Annotated in this window: 20 protein-coding genes; 2 read left to right on the top strand and 18 right to left on the bottom strand. The window is 67.1% G+C overall.

Going from position 1 to position 21,257, the window contains the following annotated elements; all coding sequences use genetic code 11:
• Nucleotides 1-6: 6 nt before the first annotated feature.
• Complete coding sequence (locus Ga0080574_RS01900; protein ID WP_076694751.1) at nucleotides 7-1,728, bottom strand: hydantoinase B/oxoprolinase family protein; 1,722 nt, start codon at nucleotides 1,726-1,728, stop codon at nucleotides 7-9.
• Nucleotides 1,725-3,782 (bottom strand): hydantoinase/oxoprolinase family protein, encoded by a 2,058-nt coding sequence (locus Ga0080574_RS01895; RefSeq protein WP_076694749.1) that lies wholly within the window; start codon nucleotides 3,780-3,782, stop codon nucleotides 1,725-1,727. The genes Ga0080574_RS01900 and Ga0080574_RS01895 overlap by 4 nt, the downstream gene beginning before the upstream one ends.
• A gap of 146 nt (nucleotides 3,783-3,928) precedes the next feature.
• Between Ga0080574_RS01895 and Ga0080574_RS01890 the strand changes: the two genes are divergently transcribed.
• Nucleotides 3,929-4,654, top strand: a complete 726-nt coding sequence (locus Ga0080574_RS01890) for a GntR family transcriptional regulator (protein WP_076694746.1) — start codon at nucleotides 3,929-3,931, stop codon at nucleotides 4,652-4,654.
• A gap of 64 nt (nucleotides 4,655-4,718) precedes the next feature.
• Here the strand turns inward: Ga0080574_RS01890 and Ga0080574_RS01885 are convergent, their stop codons facing one another.
• The 10 genes from Ga0080574_RS01885 to Ga0080574_RS01840 all read right to left on the bottom strand — a co-directional run bounded on the left by Ga0080574_RS01885 (nucleotide 4,719) and on the right by Ga0080574_RS01840 (nucleotide 14,981).
• Nucleotides 4,719-5,687 (bottom strand): dipeptidase, encoded by a 969-nt coding sequence (locus tag Ga0080574_RS01885; protein ID WP_076694743.1) that lies wholly within the window; start codon nucleotides 5,685-5,687, stop codon nucleotides 4,719-4,721.
• Nucleotides 5,688-5,702: 15 nt separating this feature from the next.
• Complete coding sequence (locus tag Ga0080574_RS01880; RefSeq protein WP_076694741.1) at nucleotides 5,703-6,422, bottom strand: ABC transporter ATP-binding protein; 720 nt, start codon at nucleotides 6,420-6,422, stop codon at nucleotides 5,703-5,705.
• Entirely contained in the window at nucleotides 6,409-7,173 is a 765-nt protein-coding gene (locus tag Ga0080574_RS01875) for an ABC transporter ATP-binding protein (RefSeq protein WP_076694739.1), read from the bottom strand. Before Ga0080574_RS01875 ends, Ga0080574_RS01880 begins: the two co-directional genes overlap by 14 nt.
• Nucleotides 7,170-8,141 carry a branched-chain amino acid ABC transporter permease gene (locus tag Ga0080574_RS01870; RefSeq protein ID WP_237219242.1) on the bottom strand — a complete coding sequence of 324 codons (972 nt, stop codon included), beginning with the start codon at nucleotides 8,139-8,141 and terminating at the stop codon, nucleotides 7,170-7,172. The genes Ga0080574_RS01875 and Ga0080574_RS01870 overlap by 4 nt, the downstream gene beginning before the upstream one ends.
• A 16-nt stretch (nucleotides 8,142-8,157) precedes the next feature.
• A complete protein-coding gene (locus Ga0080574_RS01865; RefSeq protein ID WP_076694735.1) occupies nucleotides 8,158-9,027 on the bottom strand; it encodes a branched-chain amino acid ABC transporter permease in 870 nt (289 codons plus the stop codon).
• A 64-nt stretch (nucleotides 9,028-9,091) separates the two neighbouring features.
• Nucleotides 9,092-10,270, bottom strand: coding sequence for an ABC transporter substrate-binding protein (locus Ga0080574_RS01860; RefSeq protein WP_076694732.1), 1,179 nt, complete (start codon nucleotides 10,268-10,270; stop codon nucleotides 9,092-9,094).
• A 129-nt stretch (nucleotides 10,271-10,399) separates the two neighbouring features.
• The gene (locus Ga0080574_RS01855) at nucleotides 10,400-11,023 is read right to left on the bottom strand and encodes a TetR/AcrR family transcriptional regulator (RefSeq protein ID WP_076694729.1); all 624 of its coding nucleotides are present in this window, start codon (nucleotides 11,021-11,023) and stop codon (nucleotides 10,400-10,402) included.
• A gap of 216 nt (nucleotides 11,024-11,239) precedes the next feature.
• Nucleotides 11,240-13,429 (bottom strand): xanthine dehydrogenase family protein molybdopterin-binding subunit, encoded by a 2,190-nt coding sequence (locus Ga0080574_RS01850; RefSeq protein WP_076694726.1) that lies wholly within the window; start codon nucleotides 13,427-13,429, stop codon nucleotides 11,240-11,242.
• Between the two features lie 3 nt (nucleotides 13,430-13,432).
• The gene (locus Ga0080574_RS01845; RefSeq protein ID WP_076694723.1) at nucleotides 13,433-13,879 is read right to left on the bottom strand and encodes a (2Fe-2S)-binding protein; all 447 of its coding nucleotides are present in this window, start codon (nucleotides 13,877-13,879) and stop codon (nucleotides 13,433-13,435) included.
• A 358-nt stretch (nucleotides 13,880-14,237) separates the two neighbouring features.
• Nucleotides 14,238-14,981: an SDR family oxidoreductase gene (locus Ga0080574_RS01840; protein WP_076694721.1), complete on the bottom strand. Its 744-nt coding sequence runs from the start codon at nucleotides 14,979-14,981 to the stop codon at nucleotides 14,238-14,240.
• Between the two features lie 222 nt (nucleotides 14,982-15,203).
• Here Ga0080574_RS01840 and Ga0080574_RS01835 point away from each other — a divergent pair, with 222 nt between their 5' ends.
• The gene (locus Ga0080574_RS01835) at nucleotides 15,204-16,151 is read left to right on the top strand and encodes an AraC family transcriptional regulator (protein WP_076694718.1); all 948 of its coding nucleotides are present in this window, start codon (nucleotides 15,204-15,206) and stop codon (nucleotides 16,149-16,151) included.
• Here the strand turns inward: Ga0080574_RS01835 and Ga0080574_RS01830 are convergent.
• The 6 genes from Ga0080574_RS01830 to Ga0080574_RS01805 form a co-directional block, all read right to left on the bottom strand.
• Nucleotides 16,148-16,825: a nitroreductase gene (locus Ga0080574_RS01830; RefSeq protein WP_076694715.1), complete on the bottom strand. Its 678-nt coding sequence runs from the start codon at nucleotides 16,823-16,825 to the stop codon at nucleotides 16,148-16,150. The two genes, Ga0080574_RS01835 and Ga0080574_RS01830, sit on opposite strands and share 4 nt — an antisense overlap.
• The gene (locus Ga0080574_RS01825) at nucleotides 16,822-17,367 is read right to left on the bottom strand and encodes a biotin transporter BioY (RefSeq protein WP_076694712.1); all 546 of its coding nucleotides are present in this window, start codon (nucleotides 17,365-17,367) and stop codon (nucleotides 16,822-16,824) included. The genes Ga0080574_RS01830 and Ga0080574_RS01825 overlap by 4 nt, the downstream gene beginning before the upstream one ends.
• Nucleotides 17,368-17,436: 69 nt before the next feature.
• Nucleotides 17,437-18,060 (bottom strand): energy-coupling factor transporter transmembrane component T family protein, encoded by a 624-nt coding sequence (locus tag Ga0080574_RS01820; RefSeq protein WP_076694709.1) that lies wholly within the window; start codon nucleotides 18,058-18,060, stop codon nucleotides 17,437-17,439.
• Nucleotides 18,035-18,796, bottom strand: coding sequence for an energy-coupling factor ABC transporter ATP-binding protein (locus Ga0080574_RS01815; RefSeq protein ID WP_076694706.1), 762 nt, complete (start codon nucleotides 18,794-18,796; stop codon nucleotides 18,035-18,037). The genes Ga0080574_RS01820 and Ga0080574_RS01815 overlap by 26 nt, the downstream gene beginning before the upstream one ends.
• Nucleotides 18,793-19,902, bottom strand: a complete 1,110-nt coding sequence (locus Ga0080574_RS01810) for a thiolase family protein (RefSeq protein WP_076694703.1) — start codon at nucleotides 19,900-19,902, stop codon at nucleotides 18,793-18,795. The genes Ga0080574_RS01815 and Ga0080574_RS01810 overlap by 4 nt, the downstream gene beginning before the upstream one ends.
• Nucleotides 19,899-21,080 (bottom strand): AMP-binding protein, encoded by a 1,182-nt coding sequence (locus tag Ga0080574_RS01805; RefSeq protein ID WP_076694700.1) that lies wholly within the window; start codon nucleotides 21,078-21,080, stop codon nucleotides 19,899-19,901. Before Ga0080574_RS01805 ends, Ga0080574_RS01810 begins: the two co-directional genes overlap by 4 nt.
• Between the last annotated feature and the right edge of the window lie 177 nt (nucleotides 21,081-21,257).

The raw sequence follows: 21,257 nt of genomic DNA, 5'->3' as shown, positions 1-21,257 counted from the left end.
CCGGGTTTATCCGCGCCGCTGCGCGGGATAGTTCCGGTCGAGGAATTCGGGGCTGTATTTGCCGGAAAGCGCATCCTCGGCCACCGCCTCGGGTGTGCGGTCGGCGGCGGGGCCGTAACCGCCGGAGCCCGGCGTTTCGACCACAATGGCCTGATCGCGGTTCAGCGGCACGGCGGAGGGTTTGTTGGCAAGCTTGCGGCTCTCGCCCGCGCCTTCCAGCAGGAACTGCCCGGGCCGCCCCTCGCCGCCGCCGAAGATGCCCCAGGGCGCGTTGGAAAACCGCTCGCCGGCGCCGTTGAAAGTGCAGTCGTGATCCACCGGCGCGATCACCCGGCGCAGGCCCGCGCCGCCACGATAGCGCCCTGCCCCGCCGGAATCCTCGACAAAGCCGTAGCTGACCACGCGCAGCGGATATTCGGTCTCGATGGCCTCGATGGGCAGGTTGGAGGTGTTGGTGATATGCACCTGCACCCCGTCCTTGCCGTCGCGGTCGCTGCGCCCGCCGGCGCCGCCGCCCAGCGTTTCGAGATAGAGATAGGGCTTGCCGTTGCGCGGGTCGATGCCGGAGAAGACGGCGGTGGTGTTGGCGCCGTTGGCCGCCCCCACGGCGGCATCGGGCAGCGCCGGCGCCAGCGCGCCGATGATCACATCCACCAGCCGCTGCGAGGTGTTGAGCCGCTGCGCCACCGGCGCGGGCGCGATGCAGTCGACAATGCTGCCCGGCTCGGTCAGCAGCTCGCAGCATTCCAGAATGCCCTCGTTATTGGCGATCTCCGGATCAAGCAGCGTGCGCAGCGCATAGGCCACCGCCGCCTTCGACGCGTTGCGGGTGAGGTTGATATTGCCCTTCACCTGCGGCGCCGAGCCGCGCAGATCGAACACCGCGCGGTCGCCGTTCACGGTGATTTCCAGCTTCAGCGGAATGTCCGAGGTGCCCACCCCGTCATCGTCCATCACGTCCTCGAAGCGATAGACCCCGTCGGGCAGCTCGGCAATGGCGGCGCGCATGCGGTCATGGGTGCGGGAGAGCAGCGAGTCCCAGACCTGCTCGATGAGCGCGGCACCGTAACGCTCGGCGATCTCGCCGACGCGGCGCAGGCCAAGACGACAGGCGGCGATCTGGGCGAAATGGTCGCCGCGGCGCTCTTCGGGAATGCGGGCATTGAGCAGCAGCAGTTCGAGAATGTCCTGTTGCAGCTCGCCCTCGCGGAAGAGCCGCACCAGCGGGATGCGCAGCCCTTCCTGATAGATCTCGGACATGCCGCCCGCCATGGAACCGGGGACCATGCCGCCGATATCGGCGTGGTGGGCGATGTTGCAGACAAAGCCCAGCAGCCGGCCCTCGACAAAGATCGGCGCGGCATAGTTGATATCGGGCAGGTGCGTGCCGCCCGCCGCGTGCGGATCGTTGGCGACAAAGATATCGCCCTCGCGTATGTCCTCGGGCGCATAGCGCGTCAGCACCGCCTGCATCAGCCCGGTCATCGAGGCAAGGTGAATGGGCAGCGACAGGTCGGCCTGCACGATCAGCCGCCCCTTGCGGTCGCAGATCGCGGTCGAATGGTCGTGGCGTTCCTTGATATTGGTGGAATAGGCGCTTTTCATCAGCGCGATGAAGGTCTCGTCCACCACCGAGCGGAAGGCCGAGGAGACGATCTCGACGGTGATCGGATCGGGCCCGGCGTCATTCGCGGCGGCGGGGGCGGTGAGGGTGTCGTGAAGGGTCACAGGTCGGTCTCTCCGCGGGTGATGAGAATGTTGAGCGCCTCGTCGACGCGTGCGTGATCGCCGGGGAACAGCAGCAGTGTGGAGTCGAACTGGTCGATCACGGCGGGGCCTGTCAGCTCCGCCCCGGCGGCGAGTTCGGCACGGTCGTAGACCGGCGTGTCGAGCGCGCGCGGACCGGTAAACCAGACCGGGCGTGTGGCCTTGGGCTGCGGGTCGCGCGAGGCGGTCGCGCTTTGCGGCGGGCTGCCGATCTGCGGACGCGCGCCCTGAGGAGTCATCCGCAGCGCCATGATCTCCACCGGATCCTCGGGGTTGAAGAAACCGTAGGCCTGGGCATGCGCCTCGAAGAAGGCCTGTTTCAGCGCATCGAGATCGGTGACGCTGTTGCCGCCCACCGGGATCTGAAGTTCGTAATTCTGGCTGGTGTAGCGCATGTCAGCGACCAGCTTGGTGCTGCGCTCCGCCTCCGGAATGGCCTCTGCCTCGAACCAGGTCTCGGCTTCGGCACGCATCTCGTCGGCCAGCCGCGACAGGATCGTCCCGGCAGCCTCGGTCAACGCGATGCGCTGCGAGCGCACGAGGCTTTCCGAGCGCCCGGCGACCAGCAGCCCCTCGGCGCAGAGGATGCCCGGCAGCAGCGGCACGAGGATCTGCCTGATCCCCAGCGCACGGGCGCAGGCCTCCGCATGCAGCGGACCGGCGCCGCCAAAGGGCATCAGCGCGAAATCGCGCGGATCGTGGCCGCGCTCGACCGAGATGGCACGGATCGCGCGCACCATATTGGCGGCCATCACATCGAGAATGCCACGCGCGGCGGTCTCGACCGCGACGCCCAGACGCTCGGCCACCTTGCCCACCACGCGGAACGAGGCCTCCACATCGAGCGACATGTCGCCGCCAAGCAACCCGCTGGTCGAGAGCCGCCCGAGCACCACATTGGCATCGGTCACCGTGGCCTGATCGCCGCCGCGCCCATAGCAGGCGGGGCCGGGCCGCGCACCGGCGCTGGCGGGGCCGACCTTCATCAGCCCGTCGCGGTCGAACCAGGCGAGCGAACCGCCACCGGCGCCCACCGTATTGATATCGACCATCGGCATGCGCACCGGGAATTCGGCCACATCACGGTCGAAGGCGAGCCCGATCGTCCGGTCGCGGATCAGCGCCACATCCGCGCTGGTGCCGCCCACGTCGAAGGTGATGACATTGCCGATGCCCGATTGCATCGCGGTATGGATCGCGCCGTTCGCCCCCGCCGCCGGGCCGGACATGGCGGTACGGATCGGGAATTCCCGCGCGGTCTCCACCGACATCAGCCCGCCACTCGACTGGTTCACGCCTAGGCTGGAGACCGGCGAGCGCGCCGCCACCTCACGCTCCAGCGTGCGCATGTACTCGGCGAAGGCCGGTTGCAGATAGGCATTGAGCAGCGTCGTGGAGGAGCGTTCGTATTCGCGGAATTCCGGCATCACATCCGAGGAGGCCGAGACCGCCACATCCGGCAACGCTTCCATGATGCGCGCCTTCACCGCCTGCTCATGCGACGGGTTGAGATAGGCGAAGAGGAAGGCGATGGCGACCGCCTCGACCTTTTCGGCGCGCAGATCTTCGATCACCGCATCGACGCTGGCCATGTCCAGCGGCTCGACCACGGCGCCGTCGGCGCCGACGCGCTCGGTCACCTCGAAACGCAAGTGGCGCGGGGCGAGCGGCGGCGGGAAATCCGCCTTGAGGTCATACATCTTTGGGCGGATCTGGCGGCCGATCTCGACCAGATCGCGGAAGTTGCGGGTGGTCACCATGGCCACCTTGGCGCCGGTGCGCTGGATCAGCGCATTGGTCGCAACGGTGGTGCCGTGGCCGATGGCGCGCACGTCCCTGAGGTCGAACCCCGCCTTCTCCGCCAGCGCGTCGAGCCCCGCGATGATCGCCTCCGCCGGGTTGGCGGGCGTGCTCGACACCTTGTTCAGCGCGATGCGCCCGCTGGCGCTTTCGATGGCGCAGAGATCGGTGAACGTGCCTCCGACATCCACGCCTATCGTCCAGGTTTCGGCCATATTTGAATCCTCTTCGTATTTCATTAAAATACACAGTGTATAATGAAGGTGAGTCAACAGTTTTCTTCGGGCGGGATTATTTCTTGGAAATCGCGCATGCGCAGATGTATACGCGCGCTTGCAAATCATGCAGCGGAGACAGGGACATGGCGAAAAAACCAGCAGCGTCGAAACCGGCCTCCGAACGTGGGGCCGAACATGTCTACCGCATGCTGCGGCAGGCGATTCTGCGCATGGAGCTGCGGCCCGGATCGGATCTGGACGAGCTCGAGATCTCGGCCCGTTACGAGGTGTCGCGCACGCCCGTGCGCGAGGCGCTGATCCGCCTGACCGCCGAGGGGCTGGTGCAGGCGGTGCGCGGGCGCGGCTCGCGCGTCGCGGCGATGAACCTCTTTGATCTGCGGGATTTTTTCGAGTCGCTCGACCTGCTCCAGCGGGCCCAGACAACCCTGGCCGCGCTGCGCCGAAGCGACGAGGAGCTGCGCGGGATCGAGGCCGCCGAGCGCGGTTTCGAGCAGGCGGCGGCGGGCCGCGATGTGGATGCGCTCAACGAGATGAATTTCCGCTTTCACCTGGCGATCAGCGAGGCGGCGCATTCACGGCATCTGCATCACGGTTATGAGCGCGCGCTGATCGAGGGCATGCGCGTGGGTCATGTGAGCTTCATCGAACATGACGGCACGCAGGCGCGGTTGCGGGAGCATCTCGACCGCACGATTGCCGATCACCGCGAGATGGTGGCCTTCATCCGCGATCAGGATACGGAGGGCGCCGAACGCGTCGCCGCCCGCCATGTGGAGCTGTTCCGCAACCGCATCGTGACGACGGTGCTGTCGCCGGATGCCACCCGCAAGATGCAGATCCTGAGCTGAGGCGTCTCGGGACATCCTGACCGCAAACGCCATGAGCGCCGGGGTCTCCCCCCGGCGCAGCAGATCACCAGACGCGGTCGAGCAGCGACAGCCAGTTCTCGCCCATCACGCGGCGGATCTTGGTCTCCGACCAGCCCACCCGTTCCATCGCCGCCGTGAGGTTCGGGAAATCGGCGATCGAGCCCAGCCCGTCGGGGAATTCCACCTCCCAGATCTCGGTGAGCTGGCGGGCATACCCCTTGTCGCGGTTGAGATATTCGAAGAATTTCGACCCGTAACCCATGGTGAAATCGGTGCCGAAGCCGACGCGCTCCTCGCCCACGAGATTCACGATATAGTCGATGGCGGCGACGTAATCGTCCACCGTCGCGCCATTGCCGGCGGCGAGGAAGGGCGGGAACATGGTCACGCCGACAAAGCCGTCCTGCTCGGCGATGAAGCGAAGCTGCTCGTCGCTCTTGTTGCGCGGATGCGCCTTGAGGCCAGCGGGCAGGCAGTGGGAATAGGCGACCGGCTTTTTCGATGCCCGGATCACGTCCTCGGAGGTCTTCGGCCCCACATGGCTGAGATCGCAGAGAATGCCGACGCGGTTCATCTCGGCCACCACCTCATGGCCGAAATCCGACAGCCCGCTATCGGTGCTCTCATAGCAGCCCGAGCCCACGAGGTTCTGGGTGTTGTAGGTCATCTGCACGATGCCCACCCCCTGCTCCTTGAAAAGCTCGATGAATTCCAGCCGGTCCTCGAAGGCAGTGGTGTTCTGAAAGCCCAGCACGATGCCGGTCTTGCCCTCGGCCTTGGCGCGGCGGATATCCGCCACGGTCTTCGCCTTCACGATCAGATCGGCATGCTCGCGGAACTGGGTGTTCCAGGCGCCGATGGCCGACATCGTGTCGCGGAAATTCTCCCAGACCGAGCAGGTGCAGTTGGCGGCGGTCAGCCCGCCCTGCGCCATGGCCTCGAAGACCGGGCGCCCCCAGTCCGAGATAATCAGCCCGTCAAAGACGATCAGGTCGTCATGCAGCGTGGTCATTTGGGTCTTCCTTCGTCAGAGATAGATTTCGCGCACGATGGCGTCGTGATCGCCCGCCATGGCGCGGACATCGCCGCCATCCACCACCTCGCCGTCGCGCAGGACGATGAAGCGGTCGGCGGCGCGGAAGGCGAGGTTGAGGTTCTGCTCGACCATGAGCATGGTCACCCCGTCCTCCTTCAGCGTGTCGATGATGCGGGCGATCTCTTCGCAGAATTGCGGCGAGAGGCCGCCCGAGGGCTCGTCGAGGAGCAGCAGCCGCGGCCGCGACATCAGCGCCCGGCCGATGGCGACCATCTGCTGTTCGCCGCCCGACAGCGTGCGCGTGGCCTGCTTGCGGCGCTCGGCGAGGCGCGGAAAGCGGTCATAGACCAGCCCCAGCGTCTGGCTCAGCTCCTTGCCGCCCCGGCGCATGGCGCCGAGCCGCAGATTGTCCTCGACGGTGAGGTCGGGAAAGAGGTCGCGCGCCTGGCTCACCTGGGCGATGCCATGGGCAAAGATCTTGTGCGGCGACAGGCCCGCCGTCTCGATCCCGTCGAAGAGCACCGAGCCGGAGCTCGGTTTGACAAAGCCGCAGACGGCGTTGAGCGAGGTCGATTTGCCCGACCCGTTGGCCCCCAGAAGCGTCAGGCATTCGCCCGGCAGCACATCATAGGTAGCACCGCGCAGGATCGGCTTTTTGCCATAACCCACATGCAGGTCGCGGATTTTCAGAAGCGGTTCAGGAGTGTCCAAGGTAAGCCTCCAGCACGGCGCGGTCTTCGCGGATTTCCTCTGGCGTTCCTTCGGCGATGCGCGCGCCCGCCGCCATCACGAGGATGCGGTCGGCGGCGGCCATCACCAGTTCCACCGCGTGTTCGATGAGCAGGATGCCGACACCCTTTTCCCCCGCGAGCCGGTGGATGATCTCCATCATCTGGGCGCGGGCGACAGGCGAGAGCCCCACGGCGGGCTCGTCGAGCAGCAACACCGGCGGGTCGGAGGCCACGGTGCGGACGATCTCGACAATCCGTTGCTGGCCGCCGGACAGATCCCCTGCCCGGGTGTCGGCCATGTGATCCATCGACATGAGCTTGAGCAGCTCACGGGCGCGGTGGATGTTGCCCGCCTCGGATTTCAGCGCCTTGGAGCGGCCCAGCAGGATGTCGAGGAACGAGCCCTCGGTCTGTGCGTGTAGCCCGGTCAGCACGTTTTCCAGCACCGTCAGCGCCGGGAACAGCCCGCCATTCTGGAAGGTGCGGCGCACCCCCTGTTCGGCGATCTCGTGCGGGGTCAGCTTTGTCAGTTCGCGCCCCTTCAGATGCACGCTGCCCGAGGTCGGCGTGACATAGCCCGAGATCGCGTTGAACAGAGTGGATTTCCCCGCCCCGTTCGGCCCGATCACCGCGCGCACCGCGCCCTCTTCGAGCGTGAAGGAGACGTCGTCCAGCGCGGTCAGACCGGAGAAGCGGACGCTCAACCCTTGGACGTTCAGAAGCTCGGTCATGACTCCTCCCGGTAGTAACGTTCGACGAAGATCGGCGAGAGACGGCGCAGCAGGCTGGCGAGCCCCATGGGCATGGTGACCAGCACGGCGGCGACGATCAGCCCGAAGAACAGCTCTTCCATGCCCGGAAAGGCGCGGAGATATTCCGGCAGCGCGGTAAGCAGCACGGCGCCCAGCACCGCCCCCAGAACCGAGCCGAGCCCGCCCACCAGCACCATCGCGAAGGAGGCGATGAGGTGCAGCATGCCAAAGCTTTCGGGAAAGACATGGCCCACATGCCGGGCAAAGAGCGCACCGGCGCAGCCCACCACAAAGCCCGACCAGATGAAGCTGACGAGGATCACCCGCGCCGTCGGGATTGCCAGCGACGCGGTGGCGATCTCGTTCTCGCGCACCGCCATCACGGCGCGGCCAAAGCGCGAGCGCATCAGGTTCAGCGTCGCCTTCACCAGCAGCACGGTCACGCCGAGGAAGATGTAGAATTTCAGCGTGTCGTCGCTGAGCGAGATGCCGAACATCGCCTCGCGCGGCAGCGGCAGACCGTCTGTGCCGCCGGTGAGCGGCTTGCTGTGCAGATAGGCCCACCGCATCAGCTCGCCAAAGGCCAGGGTGATGATCGCGAGATAGTAGGAACGGATGCCGCGAAGCGCCGCGGAGGAGGCGAGAAAGCCCCCCAGCGCACCAAGCGCGCCCGCCAGTGGGATCGTTGCAATCCAGGGCAGGCCGAGCTTGGCCGAGAGGATCGCCGAGGCATAGGCGCCGATCCCGAAAAACGCGGTATTGGCAAAGGCGAGCTGGCCGAGATTGCCGATCACCAGCGTGAACCCAAGCGTCACCAGAACCGAGATCAGCATCCCGTTCACGATGAACTGCGTATAGGCGTTGGTGGCCAGCGGCAGGAACAGCAGCAGCACGGGCACGGCCCAGAAAGCCCAAGTGCGGAGCTGACGTTGGCGGGGGGAAGGCATGGTCGTGCTCATGATCTTACACCTTCACCACGGCCTTGCGGCCAAAGAGCCCCTGCGGGCGGATGAAGAGCACCAGCACGATGACCACATAGGCGGTGATCTCGATCAGCGCGCTGTCGAGGTAAGCGCCGGCATATTGCTCGGCCAGACCCAGCAGGATGCCGCCCAGCACCGCGCCCCCCAGCGAGCCGAAGCCGCCCAGGGTCATCGCGGCAAAGCCCTTGATGAGAAAACTGGCGCCAAGATCGGGATGCAGCAGCGAGACCGGCGCCACGAGGATGCCGCCAAGCGCGCCGAGCGCCGCGCCGATGCCCCAGCTGAAATCGTTGAACCGCTCGACATTGAGGCCGATGAGCCGCGCGCCGCGCGGGCTCTGATAGACCGCCTGCACCATCTTGCCGAGATCGGTCAGCGCCAACAGGCCGAAGAACAGGATGAGCAGCACCAGCACCGTGCCGATGATGAAGACCGCGTCGCCGGTGATGACAAGATCGCCGAGAAAGATCGGCTCCATGTCGAAGACCGGCGGCATCGGCAGCACTTCGCGGCCCCAGACCATGCGCGCGATGCCGCGCAGCACATAGCCCGCCGAGATGCACATGAGCGCCAGCCCGATATGCGGCCCGCCCCTTATCGGGCGGATGAGCCCCTTGCTGAAGAGCACGCCCAGCACGAACATGGCGATCATCGCCAGCGCCGCCGCCGGAAGGAAGGCGATGCCCGCCAGCACCACCAGCACGTAGGAGAGGAAGGCGCCCGCCATGACGAAATCGCCATGGCCGAAATTCACCACCGTGGTCGAGCGGTAGACCACCGTGAGCGATAGCGCGATCAGGGCATAGATGGCCCCTTGGGCGAGTCCGCCCAATGTCAGCTGCATCAGCATCGGTATTGCTCCTGGAAAAGGCCGGGCACGGACACGCCGCGCCCGGCAGTCGGGGAGGTTAAGCTTAGTAGGGCTGGCCCCAGGCTTTCAGGACGGTCGGTTCGCCGTCGACAAAGCCCGCCACGGCAGAGCCCTTGACGCCCTGGTGATCCTCGGGCGTCCAGGTGATCGGATCCGACAGGATGCCGGTGTCGAAATCGCGCACCTCTTCCAGCGCCGCGATCAGCTTCGAACGGGTGAGATCCGGACCCACCGCTTCGAGGGCCGAGACAAGCGCCTCGGCGGACCCGATGGAGACGAAGGAGAAGGTCGAGAGCTCTTCGTCGGGGTAGTATTTGTGGATCATCTCGCCCCAGGGTTTCATCTTCTCGCCGTCGAGATTGTCCACATAGGAGTGGATCACGTGGTAATTCTTGACGGTGTCGAAATCGCCGGTGCGCTTGAGCGTGTTCTCGAGGTCGGTGCCGGCGGTGCCCATCACGGGGATGTCACCCATGCCGTATTTCTTCAGATCGCGCAGGAAGATGGCGGTTTCCGCCTCATAAAGCGCCGCGATGATGAAATCGGGCTTGTTCTGGCGCAGTTTCAGCACCTGCGCGGTGGCATCGGTCTGGCCGCGCTCCATGGTCAGCTCGGCTGTGGGCTCGACCCCCTGCTCTTTCAGATAATCGCGCGCCGGGTTGGAATAGCTGTGCGCCCAGTCGTTGGAATGCTCGATGATCGCGACATTCTCGGTGCCCGGCTTGGAGAGCACAAAGGCCGCCATGGCGCGCCCGTTGGCGCTGCCGGTGGGCACGCCGTGAAAGATGTTCCCCGCCAGCGGATCCGAGATCGAGTCGCTCACCGCGTGGGCGACGATCCAGGGCAGGCCCGCCTCTTCGATGGTGGGCCGCAGCGCCAGCGCCACGCCCGAGCAGGAATTGCCCTGAAGCATGAAGACCTCGTCCTGCGAGATCAATTTCTTGGCGGCGGCGAGGCCCTTGGCGCTGTCGCAGGCGGTGTCTTCCTGCACGGCAACCAGCTTGCGGCCATGCACCCCGCCCTCTTCGTTGACCTTGTCGTAATAGGCCATCATCCCGATCAGCGCCTTGCTGTAGGACGACGCGTTGCCGGAAAACGGCCCCATCACACCGATGGTGATGGCGTCGTCGGTGAGGCCTTGGGTTTCCCATTCGGCGTCCTGCGCCAGCGCCGGCGCCGCCGCAAAGGCGGCCACGGCCATGAGAGAGGTGAGCTTATTCATCGTTGTCTCCTGTTGAACGTTTCTGGTTGGATGCGGCTTGTCACCGCTTGTGATTGGGGCGAGGCCCGATTTAAAAACCGGTTGTCTTGTTTGTTTTATTGTGCACAAAATACCGGGTACGTATTGCGCTCAGGCGGTGCCTGTCGCGGGCTTCACATGGCTTGCCAGCATGACCTTGAGCGCCATGAGCATCTCGCGGAAATAGCCCTCGTCGCGGCGCAGCACCGCCTGCACGGCCATGCCGCGAAATACGTTCAGCGCCAGGTTCAGCGCCACGCGCGGAGTGATGGCATCCGGGCTGACCGCAACGAAGGTCTGCGACCAGATCGCCTCCAGCCGCTCGTGCAAATCGAGGATCAGCGGCGCGAGCTGCTCGCGCAGCTCCGTATCGCCGCGCGCGGCGACGATGATCTCCAGCGAGGAATAGAACCAGTCGCCCTTGAGCACCTCGTCCCAAACGGCCTCGAAGAACGTATCGTAGTCGAGCGCCCCGCTCCGCATATCGGCGGCCAGCGCCTCCAGCCCGGCGGCGAAATTGGCGAACATCTCTTCGGTGGCGGCGACGATCAGCGCCATCTTGCTGGGGTAGTGATGCGTCTGCGCCCCGCGCGACACGCCCGCCCGCTTGGCAATGCCGGCGGTGCTGGTATTGGCATAGCCCACATCCATCAGCATCTGCACCGTCGCCGCCAGCAGAAGCCTGCGGGTTTCGGTGCTGCGCTGATCCTGGGTGCGTCGTGTCGATACGGTCATTTCGCCCTCATTTAAAAACAGGCTGGTTTGTTTTTATAATCCGGTCAAGCGTCCCGACCCGCATAGACAGTGCGAAAACCTGTAGGACGGGTGTTTTCGCACAAAAAATCAGCAGAACCGCACCCCTGCCCCGCGTAAAAATGGGCATTTGGTACGAAAAACGCCGGGCTCAACAGAGCCCGGCGTCGATTCGGGAGCGGAAATCGCTCGGTCGGATCAGCCGAAATCGTGCTTCGACAGCGGCAGGCTGCGGATGCGCTGGCCGGTCAGCACCGCCACCGCGTTGACGATGGCCGGGCCGACCGCCGGCAGGCCGGGCTCGCCGATGCCGCCCATCTTGGCGCCGCTCTCGACGATCTCCACATGCACCTGCGGCATCTGGTCGGGGCGCAGGAACGGGTAGTAGTCGAAATTCCGCGCCGTGGGTTCGCCGTTCTCATAGACCAGCTCTTCCATCAGCGTCTGCGACACACCCAGCGCCACCGCCGATTGCACCTGCGCCTCGATGGTGGCCGGGTTGACGATCTGGCCGGGGTCGATGGCGACCCAGACCTGATGCACCGCCACCTCGCCGCCGTCTATGGAGACCTCGGCGATCACCGCCACCTCGGAGCCGAAGGGCGAGGCCATGGCGACGCCGCGTGCCCGCTGGCTGCCGTCCTCAGACTCGAAGACGCCGGGCTTCCAGCCGCCCGACAGTGTGCCCACGGTCTCCAGCAGCGTGCGGTGACGCTCGGAGTCCGAGAGCAGCCCGCGCCGCATCTCGAACGGGTCGAGCCCGGCGGCGGCGGCCATCTCGTCGAGAAAGCTTTCATACATGAAGTCATGCATCGAATGCCCCACGGCGCGCCAATAGCCGATCACCGCCGGGTTCGGCACATAGATCTGGCCGATATGCCGGTTGGCAATGGCATAGGTCTTGCCGGAAATCCCCTCGGTCGCCGAGGGATCCTGCCCGGCAGGCGCCTTGTACCAGCGCCCGGTCGGGCCCTCGCCCACCACCTCGACGCTGAGCGCGGTGGGGCCTTCGGCGCTCACCGCACCCCGGAACCGGGCAAAGCCCATGGGGCGCACCGCGTCGCGCAGGAATTCCTCCTCGCGGGTCCACTGCACCTTGACCGGACGGCCCACCGCCTTGGCCAGCATGATCGCCTGCGGATAGGGGTTGGCGGTCTCGTAGAGGAAATGCCGCCCGAAGAACCCGCCGAGGATCTGCGAATGAATGCGGATATTCTCTGCCGCGACCCCGGCGATCTCCGCCGCGGCGCCCTGGAACATCTCCGGCGCCTGATTGGGCAGCCACAGATCCAGCGTGCCGTCGTCGTTGAACCGCGCGATGGTCGAGGGCGGCTCGAGCTGGCCATGCACCAGGAACGGCGCGTCATACTCGGCCTCGAGCACGGTCTCGGCACCCGCGAGCGTGCCTGCGGCGTCGCCCTGGGCCTCGATCTCGATCACCTCGCCATCGGCATTTGCCAGCGTGTCGCGGAAGCCCTGCGAGGAGAAATCCTCGGGCATCGGCCAGCTCGCCTCGCCCGGCCCCCATTCGACCTCTGCCGCCTCGACCGCCTTGCGTGCCTGCCAGAACTTGTCGGCCACGACCGCCACGGCGCCCGGCAGCAGATGCACCGAATGCACCCCGCGCATGCCCTCGATCTCGGCCCGGTTGGTCACCGATACCGGCGCCAGCCCGAGGCGCGGCGCGTGCTGCACGGCGGCCAGCAGCATGCCCTCGACCGACGCGTCGATGGCGTAATTGGCCCGGCCGGTGGATTTGTCATGCACGTCGTAGCGCGGCAGCGGCTGGCGGATCCAGCGGAAGGTCGACGGGTCGCGCAGCGGCACGTCCGCCGGCACCGGCAGGTCCATCGCCGCGCCTGCCAGCTCGCCATAGCCGAGGCTCTCGCCGCTCTCCGGGTTCACCACCTTGCCGGGCTCGGTGGTCAGATCCGCGGCATCGACGCCCCATTGCTGCGCCGCCGCCTCGATCAGCATGGCGCGCGCGGTGGCGCCGAGCTGGCGCATCAGCGGATAGCTCGAGCGCACCGACGAGCTGCCGCCGGTGAAGCGGAAACCGCCCATGATGTCGAAGGGCGCGCCGGGGGGCGCGCTCTCCACGGTGAAGAGCTCGGGGTGAAGATCCAGCTCCTCGCCGACGATCTGCGGCAGGGCGGAAAAGATCCCCTGCCCGCCCTCGATGAACGGGCTGCGGAACAGCGCGGTGCCGTCAGCGCGCAGCTCAAGGAAGGCCGGCACGGCGGGCGGTTCGGCCTCACCTGCGGCCTCTTGCGCGCGGCTGCGGCGCGCGGGCAGCGCGGTGGCCAGCACCAGCGCGCCGGTGCCCGTCAGGAAGCCGCGGCGCGAGACGTTGACCGGCTGGCGGGTGAGTTTCTGCATGATCCCCATGGCTCAGCCCTCCGCTGCGCCGCGCACGGCAGCGCGGATCTTGTTGTAGGTGCCGCAGCGGCACAGGTTGATCATCGCGCCCTCGATATCGTCGTCGCTGGGCTGCCGCGTCTCGGTCAGCAGCGCGGCGGCGGTCAGCACCTGGCCCGACTGGCAATAACCGCATTGCGGCACCTGGTTCTCGACCCAGGCCTCGACCACGCGCTTGCCCACTTCGGTCTCGCGCACCGCTTCGATGGTGCTGATCTCGGTGCCGGTGACGCTGTCGGCGGGGGTCACGCAGGAGCGTGTCGGGATGCCGTCGACCAGCACGGTGCAGGCGCCGCATTGCGCGACGCCACAGCCGTATTTCGTGCCGGTGAGGCCCAGTTCCTCGCGGATCACCCAGAGAAGCGGGGTGTCGGCGTCCACATCGACGTCGCGCGTCGTGCCATTGACTGTTAGCTGCATCGGAGGCTCCCTTGCCTGTCGGTGTTGCGTTTGCTCTCCCCGCCCGACCGCAGCCGTGCGGGAGCCGTTCAAAGAACGTCTCGTTAGGTCTTAAAAATGTGTCTGCCGCGCACGAAAACTATCCCGGGAGGCCGATAGGTTGGATGAGCTGACCTCATCAATCGCGGCAGTCCGCCCGGACGCCCTGGGATGTGGCCTGCGCGTTTCGCACCGGCGGCGCGGGTCCGGATCCGGGACACCGCTCTCCCGATAGCGCCATCATACGTGTCAGACTGTCGCAGTCAACGCCGGCAGGGTCGTAGCCCCCCGGGCGCAAAGAGGCCCGGCGCGATGCCGGGCCCCCGATCGCGGTGTCGGATTACCAGGGCTGGTTTGCCGGCCCGACGGTGAACTCGTTCACCGTGGTGTCTTCGGGCAGGTCCAGCGCAAAGGCCACGACGCGGGCGATCCGGTCGGGCGAGATGCCGAAGGCGTCATAGACCTCCTGCATGCCGCTGCCGGCCTGTTTGTCGGTGATCGTGTCCAGCAGCTCGGTGTTGATCGCCGCCGGATAGAGCGTCGCCGTGCGGATATTGGTGCCTTCCATCGCCGATTCCATGCGCAGCACTTCCATGAAGTCGCGCACGAACCACTTGGTGCCGCCATAGACCGCCGTGCCGGCATAGGCTTTGAGCCCCGCCACCGACGAGACCGCCAGGATGTGACCCGACTTCTGCTCGGTGAAGGTCGGCATCACGGCGGCGACACCGTTCAGCACGCCGTTGATGTTCACGTCGACCATCTGCTTCCATTCGTCGGTCTTCAGTGCCGAGACGGCGCTGACCGGCATGATCCCCGCGTTCAGAAAGATCGCGTCGACGCGGCCAAAGCTGTCCTTGGCCAGCTTGACGATGGCGTCGTTGTCTTCGGTCTTGGTCACGTCGATGGCCTGATAGACCGCCTCGCCGCCCGCCGCCTTGATGTCGTCGGCGATCTGCTTGAGCTTTTCCTCGCGCCGCGCACCGAGCACGACCTTGGCGCCCTTGCTGGCGATTTCCTTGGCGGTGGCCTCGCCGATCCCCGAGGAAGCGCCGGTGATGATAACGACTTTGTCTTTGATCATGACAGATCTCCTATTCTTTGCCTCTGTGCCAGGCGCCGGTCCTGCCATGCCTCTCGGCATCGGCCGGCCCTCGGCTCGACTACATCAATCCCACAGATCATCGCGCATACGGTAGAATGATGCGCCGCATTTCTTGCCTGATCCTCCGAGGCCTGAAAATTTCTGACGACGGCACGGCAGCGCTTCGCTATGCTGCATGCAGCAACCGCAAGGAGCGACCGCATGTCAGAGCAGATCCGTATCGAGACGCCGAATGCCGGCATCCGTGCCCGGCAGGCAGAGCTTGCCGCGATCATCGACCCGTGGACGGTGGGCAAGGAGGACTACGCCACCGCTTTGCCAAACCTAGGTCTGTTCCGGCGCGAAACCACCTCCGAGCCGCATGCCTGCATGATCGAGCCCAGCATCATCATCGTCTGCCAGGGCGTGAAGCAGATGCATATCGGCGCGCGCGGCCTGACCTATAACAGCGAGCGGTTCCTTGTCGCCTCGCTCGACCTTCCCGGCGACAGCCGTGTGCTGGAGGCGAGCCCAGACCGCCCCTGTCTCGGCCTGGTGCTGCGGCTCGACCTGCGGCTGATCGCCGAGCTCAGCACGCAGGTCAGATCCGCCCCGGCGCAGCAGCACAGCATGGAGCCGAGCGCCGCCATCGGCCAGCTGACGCCCGAGCTGCTTGCGCCCTTCGCCCGGCTCGTGGCGCTGCTCGACGAGCCCGAGGCGATCCCGGTGCTGGCGCCGCTGATCGAGCGGGAAATCCACTACCGGCTGTTGCAAAGCGATCAGGCGCCACGGCTGCTGCGCATGGTTTCGGTCGGCAGCCAGAGCCACCGCATCGCCCGCGCCATCGGCTGGCTGAAAACGCATTACGCCGAGCCGCTGAAGGTCGAGGAGCTCGCCGCGCAGATCCATATGAGCCCGTCGAGCCTGCATCATCATTTCCGCCAGCTCACCGCCATGAGCCCGCTGCAATATCAGAAGCGGCTGCGGCTCAACGAAGCGCGGCGGCTGATGCTGACCGATGATTTCGACGCGGCGGGCGCGGCCTTCAATGTCGGCTATGAGAGCCCGTCGCAGTTCAGCCGCGAATACAGCCGGCTGTTCGGCGCCCCACCACGCCGAGATATCGAGCGCATTCGCGACCGCGCCACCGCGCCGCAGGCGCTGGCCTAAAAGCCCCGGAAGCTGGCGAAATCCTCATGCGTCAGCCGCTGGGTCCGCACATCGTTGACCGGGTGCGAGCGGTCGGGATGACCAAGCGCGATGCCGCAGACGACCATCTCCTCCTCCGGCAGCTCCAGATGCGCGTGGGCGATATCGGCAACCTCGGCAATCGCGCCGATGCCACAGGCGCCAAGCCCCCTGCCCTCGGCGGCAAGAAAGAAGCTTTGCAGCACCATGCCGAGATCCATGAAACAGCCCGCGCCCATGCGCCGGTCGATGGTCACGACGAGGCCGACCGGCGCATCGAAAAAGCGGTAGTTGCGGGCGAATTGCGCGCGCCTTGCGGCCACGTCGCGGCGCGCGATCCCCAGCGCGGAATAAAGCGCATATCCCGCCGCCCGCTGCCGCGCCTTGTATTCGGCGGGCATGGGCGCGGGGAAGTAGCTGTATTCGCTGACCGGAGGCCGCCCGCTCGTGGCAGCGCGCTCCAGCGCGTCGGCGAGCGCGGCCAGCGGCTCTCCGGCCAGGACATGGAACCGCCCCGGCTGGAGATTGGCGCCTGACGGCGCGGTACGGGCGAGATCGAGCAGCTCGGCCACCTCCTCGCGCGGCACCGGATCGGGCCGGAAGGCCCGAACCGAACGCCGTGCACGCAGGACTGCGTCGAGCGCCCCGCCGCTCATGAGCGCGACAGCACGCTCGCCGGACGCGCCCGCGCCAGCGCCGAGGTCAGCATGCCGGCGATCACCGCCTTGATGGCGTCGCCCGGCAGGAAGGGCGTGGCAAGCAGCGTCGCTTCGGCCAGCGTCTTGTCGAGGGTGACCGCCATGCCGACGATGCCGCAGATATACATAAAGAAGATACCGCCGATGGCCGCGCCCGCCGTCGCGGTCACAACAAGCGGCAGGCTGCGGGTTTTCTCAACGATGAGCCCGGCGACAAAGGCGGAGACCGGGAAGCCGACAAGGAAGCCCACGGTCGGCGAGGCAAACACCCCGAGACCGCCACGTCCGCCGGCCAGCAGCGGCAGCCCCAGCGCCACGAGCAGCAGGAAGAGCAGCACGGCAAGCGCGCCCCGGCGGGCACCCAGAACGGTGCCGCACATCATCACGCCGAGGCTCTGCGCGGTGATCGGCACCCCGAAACCAAGGGTGATCGCCGGGATCAGCCCGAGCACCGCGATCAGCGCGGCGAACAGCGCGATCATCACAACATTGCGTTCCATCGTGGTCGTCTCCTTATTGACGTCGGGACAGGGTTTCCCGGCAGTATCAGCCCCCGCCGGGATTTGCATCTATTGATCGGCCCCCGGCGGCGCCTGTCCGATGCCGCCGCGCGCGCGCAGCGCCTCGGCGACCTGCTCGGCATCGTCGATGGCCAATAGCCCCAGCGGCAGCACGATGCGCCAGCCCGGGGCGCGGGCGCTGCGGGCGCGCCAGGCCTCGCGCAGCCCCCGCGCCTTGGCCAGCAACACGGGGGTGAAGCGGATGGTGACCGCCATGGCGAACCCGACCGGCGCGGGATCGAGACCGACGCGCCGCAGCGGCGACAGCAGGCGCAGCACCACATCGGTCAGATCGTCGAGCCGGCTGGTCATGGTGACGAGGTTAGCGATGCCCACCGCCGCAATCAGCCGCAGCACCAGCGCCACGCCGCGCGCCGGGGCGCCTTCGATCAGGTGCCAGACGAGCAGCACGACCACAAAGGGCCAGAGCGGGCGCGACAGGCGCAGCCCTTCGCGGAAGAACCGCCGCCCGCCGACGAGATAGGCCGCCGCCACCGCGCATGTGATCGCCGCAAGCCAGAGCGGGCTGTCGATCAGGTAGATGCCCAGCACGCTCAGTGAGGCGATGGCGAGCTTCACCCCCGCCGGCCAGCGGTGATAGGGCGTCTCAATCGAAGAGGTCAGTGCCAGCATCGGCATCCTCCTCCATCGCGGCGAGATAAAGCGCCAGCGTCTCCTCCGGCGGACCATCGGCGCGCACCCTGCCCTCGTCGAGCCAGATCACCCGGTCATAGCCGTCGAGCGCAGACGGGTCATGGGTGATCTGAAGCACGCGCGGCGCCACCCCGTCCAGCATCCGGCGGAGCTGCCGCGTGGTGGGAATGTCGAGCCCGGAAAACGGCTCGTCGAGCAGGATCACCGCCGGCGACATCGCCAGCACCGCCATCAGGCAGAGCAGATGCCGCTGGCCCTGCGACAGCTCGGTGACCGAGCGCTCGCGCCAGGCGCGCTTGCCGAACCGGTCGAGCATCCCATCGGCCCCGGCGGCGGCCTCCGCCCGCGACTGGCCAAGCTGCTTGAGCCCGAAGGCCAGCTCTTCGGCGACGGTGGGAAAGATGATCTGGTGATCGGGGTTCTGGAACAGCACTCCGATCAGCCGCAGCGCCGCGCGCCGGTCGCGCGCCACATCGGTGCCGCCGATCGTCACCGCGCCGCTGTCGGGCGCGATCAGCCCGGCAAGCACCCGCGCCAGGGTGGATTTGCCCGAGCCGTTGCGACCCACCAGCCCGATGCGCCGTTCGCTTAGCCTCAGGTCGATGCCACGCAGCACCTCACGCCCGGCGAGGCTGTGAGCGACACCACGCAGCTCGATGGCCGCGTCGGGCGCTACGGCTATCTCGTTGCGGGCATTGCTGCCAAATCTCATCATGCGTGCTGCCACTCCGTCACAAGGGCCGTTCCGACGCCGCCGGCGGCGGCGATGGCGGCCAGACCGCGGCCGCCGCTCTCACATAAATCATGAAACAGGCGAACGGAAAGGATTGCGCCCGAGGCGCCGATGGGGTGGCCCCGCGCCAGCGCCCCGCCGCGCGGATTGACGATACGCGCATCCAGCTCCGCCAGCTCGACACAGGCCAGCGCCTGCGCGGCGAAGGCCTCCATGATCTCGGCCTGCGCGAGCTGTTTCGGCGCGAGGCTCAGCCCTGCCAGCGCGTCGCGGATCGCCACCACCGGCGCCAGCCCCGGCAACCCGGGATCGCCGCCGCGCGACACGCCGCCCAGTATCGCAAGCCCCGCCAGCCCGGCGCGCCGCGCCACGTCCTCGGAGACCACCAGCGCCATCGCCGCCGCATCGGCGGCCACCGCCATATTGGCGCTGGTGACGCTGCCGCTGATAATGCGCGCACGGGCGCAGACCGTCGGGCTCAGTCGCCGGGAGAACGCGTCGCGATCCGGCAGGCCGACGATTTCCCGCGCGAGCCTGTCGCGCGCCGCGCAGGCCTTTTGGTGGCTCGACACCGCCCAGGCATCCTGCCGCGCACGGTCATAGCCGAGGCTTTGCGCCAGCGCCGCCGCCGCCTCGGCCATGTCCGGGTCGCGATCCGGCCAGGGGGTAAAGGGCGGGCGGTCATAGGCGACAGGCGCTGCGCCATCCTCGCCCGGGCGCAGACGGATCGGGCGGCGCGAATAGCTCTCTGCACCGCCGGCGAGCACGATATCGGCCTGCCCCGAGACGATCAGCGCATCGGCGAGCAGCAGCGCGTCGAGCCCCGAGCAGCATTGCCGGTCAAGGCTGATCCCGGCGACGCGCTCAGGCAGCCCGGCAGCCAGCGCCGAAAGCCGCGCCGGATTGCCGCCTGCGCCGAGCGCATTGCCCAGCAGCACCTCGTCCACCGCCTCCGCCGGCAGGCTGGCATCACCCAGACAGGCGCGCATGACGGGGGCGGCGAGCTCATGGATCTCGCGATCCGCCAGCGCCCCGCCGCGCGGCACCACCGCGCTGCGCCGCGCCGCCACGATGACAGAGCGCCTCATGCCCCCTGCCCCAGCAGCGCCGCGAGCGCGCGCAGATCGGACTTGCCCGAGGGTAGCGCGGGCAGCGCGTCGAGCGTCACGATCCGCCGGGGCGCGGCGCCGGGGCCGAAGCGCTGGCGACAGGCGGAGAGCAGCGCACTGGTGTCGAGATCGGCGCCGGAGACAAAAGCGACAGGCAGATTGCCCCGCGCCGGGTCCGGCTCGGGCAGCACGGCGGCGGCGGTGAGGCCGGGCAGCGACAGCAGAAAGCTCTCGATGGCCTCGGGAAAGACGTTGCGGTCGGCCACGGTGAACATGCGGCTGCGGCGCCCGGCGAGAAACAGCGCGCCCGACTCCGACAGCCAGCCCAGCTCGCCGACGCTCAGAAAACCGTTGTCCCAGCGCGTATCCGGCGCAGTGCCGGCGGCATAGCTGTCGAAGAGATAGGGGCTTTCGACCCAGATCGTACCTGTTTCGCCGGCGGGCAGATCCCGGCCCGCATCGTCGCGCACCCGCAGCGTGACCCCGGGATAGGGTCGGCCCACGGAGCCCTCAGCGCCGCCGGTCTCGTCGAGCGTGATAAAGCTGGTCTCGGCGGCACCGTAGAACCCCGTCAGGCGGGCTTCGGGAAAGAGCCGAGCTGCGGCCTCGCGCGCGGCGCGGTCGAGAAAGCCACCCCCCGCCAGCACCCGCCGCACCGAGCCGACACTTCCCTGCCCGCCGGTGCCGAGCTGCCGCAACTGCGTGGGCGTCGTATAAAGCAGCATCGGCGCCGCCTCTGCCAGACGACGCAGGCGTTCGTCGGGGCGGTCGGTGTCGATCACCACCGGGGTGGCGCCGAGATGCTGCGCCGCGAAGAGCCCGTAAAGCGTGAGAGAGTTGCTGAGCGGGCCCATCACCGCGATCCGGTCGCGCGGTGTGATCTGCCAGAGCTTACGGTCGGTCTCGAAACAGGCCTGCCAAGAGCGCAGGCTGCGCCGGATGCGCTTGGCCGGGCCGGTGGAGCCGGAGGTCTCGCATTGCAGATACCCCGCGCGCGCGTCCTGCGCCTGCGGCAGCGGCCGGCCCGGGCTGATGACACATAATTCGCGCCCCTCGACGACCGCCCGACATGCATGTTCACAGGCGGTCTCAAGCGGCCGCGCGGGAATGAACGCCACGCCCGTGCCGTCGAATTGCTGACTGTCTCTGACCGTCATGCTGCCTCTTCCTAGACCCGTTCCCGCGCGCATACGGTCTATGGTGGCGATGGTGAAGAGGGTTCGAGCCAGAGTGACTGTTACGTTGCGATCTTGCCGGTATGCAAAACAGGCGCAATGCCCTTAGCTACATGCGCCTATTGAAAGTGAAGTGCAATACGCGTATTTGTAATGCAA

Origin of the sequence: Salipiger abyssi, assembly GCF_001975705.1 — a bacterium.
Classification (GTDB): domain Bacteria; phylum Pseudomonadota; class Alphaproteobacteria; order Rhodobacterales; family Rhodobacteraceae; genus Salipiger; species Salipiger abyssi.
This window is presented reverse-complemented; position numbering and strand designations above follow the sequence as displayed.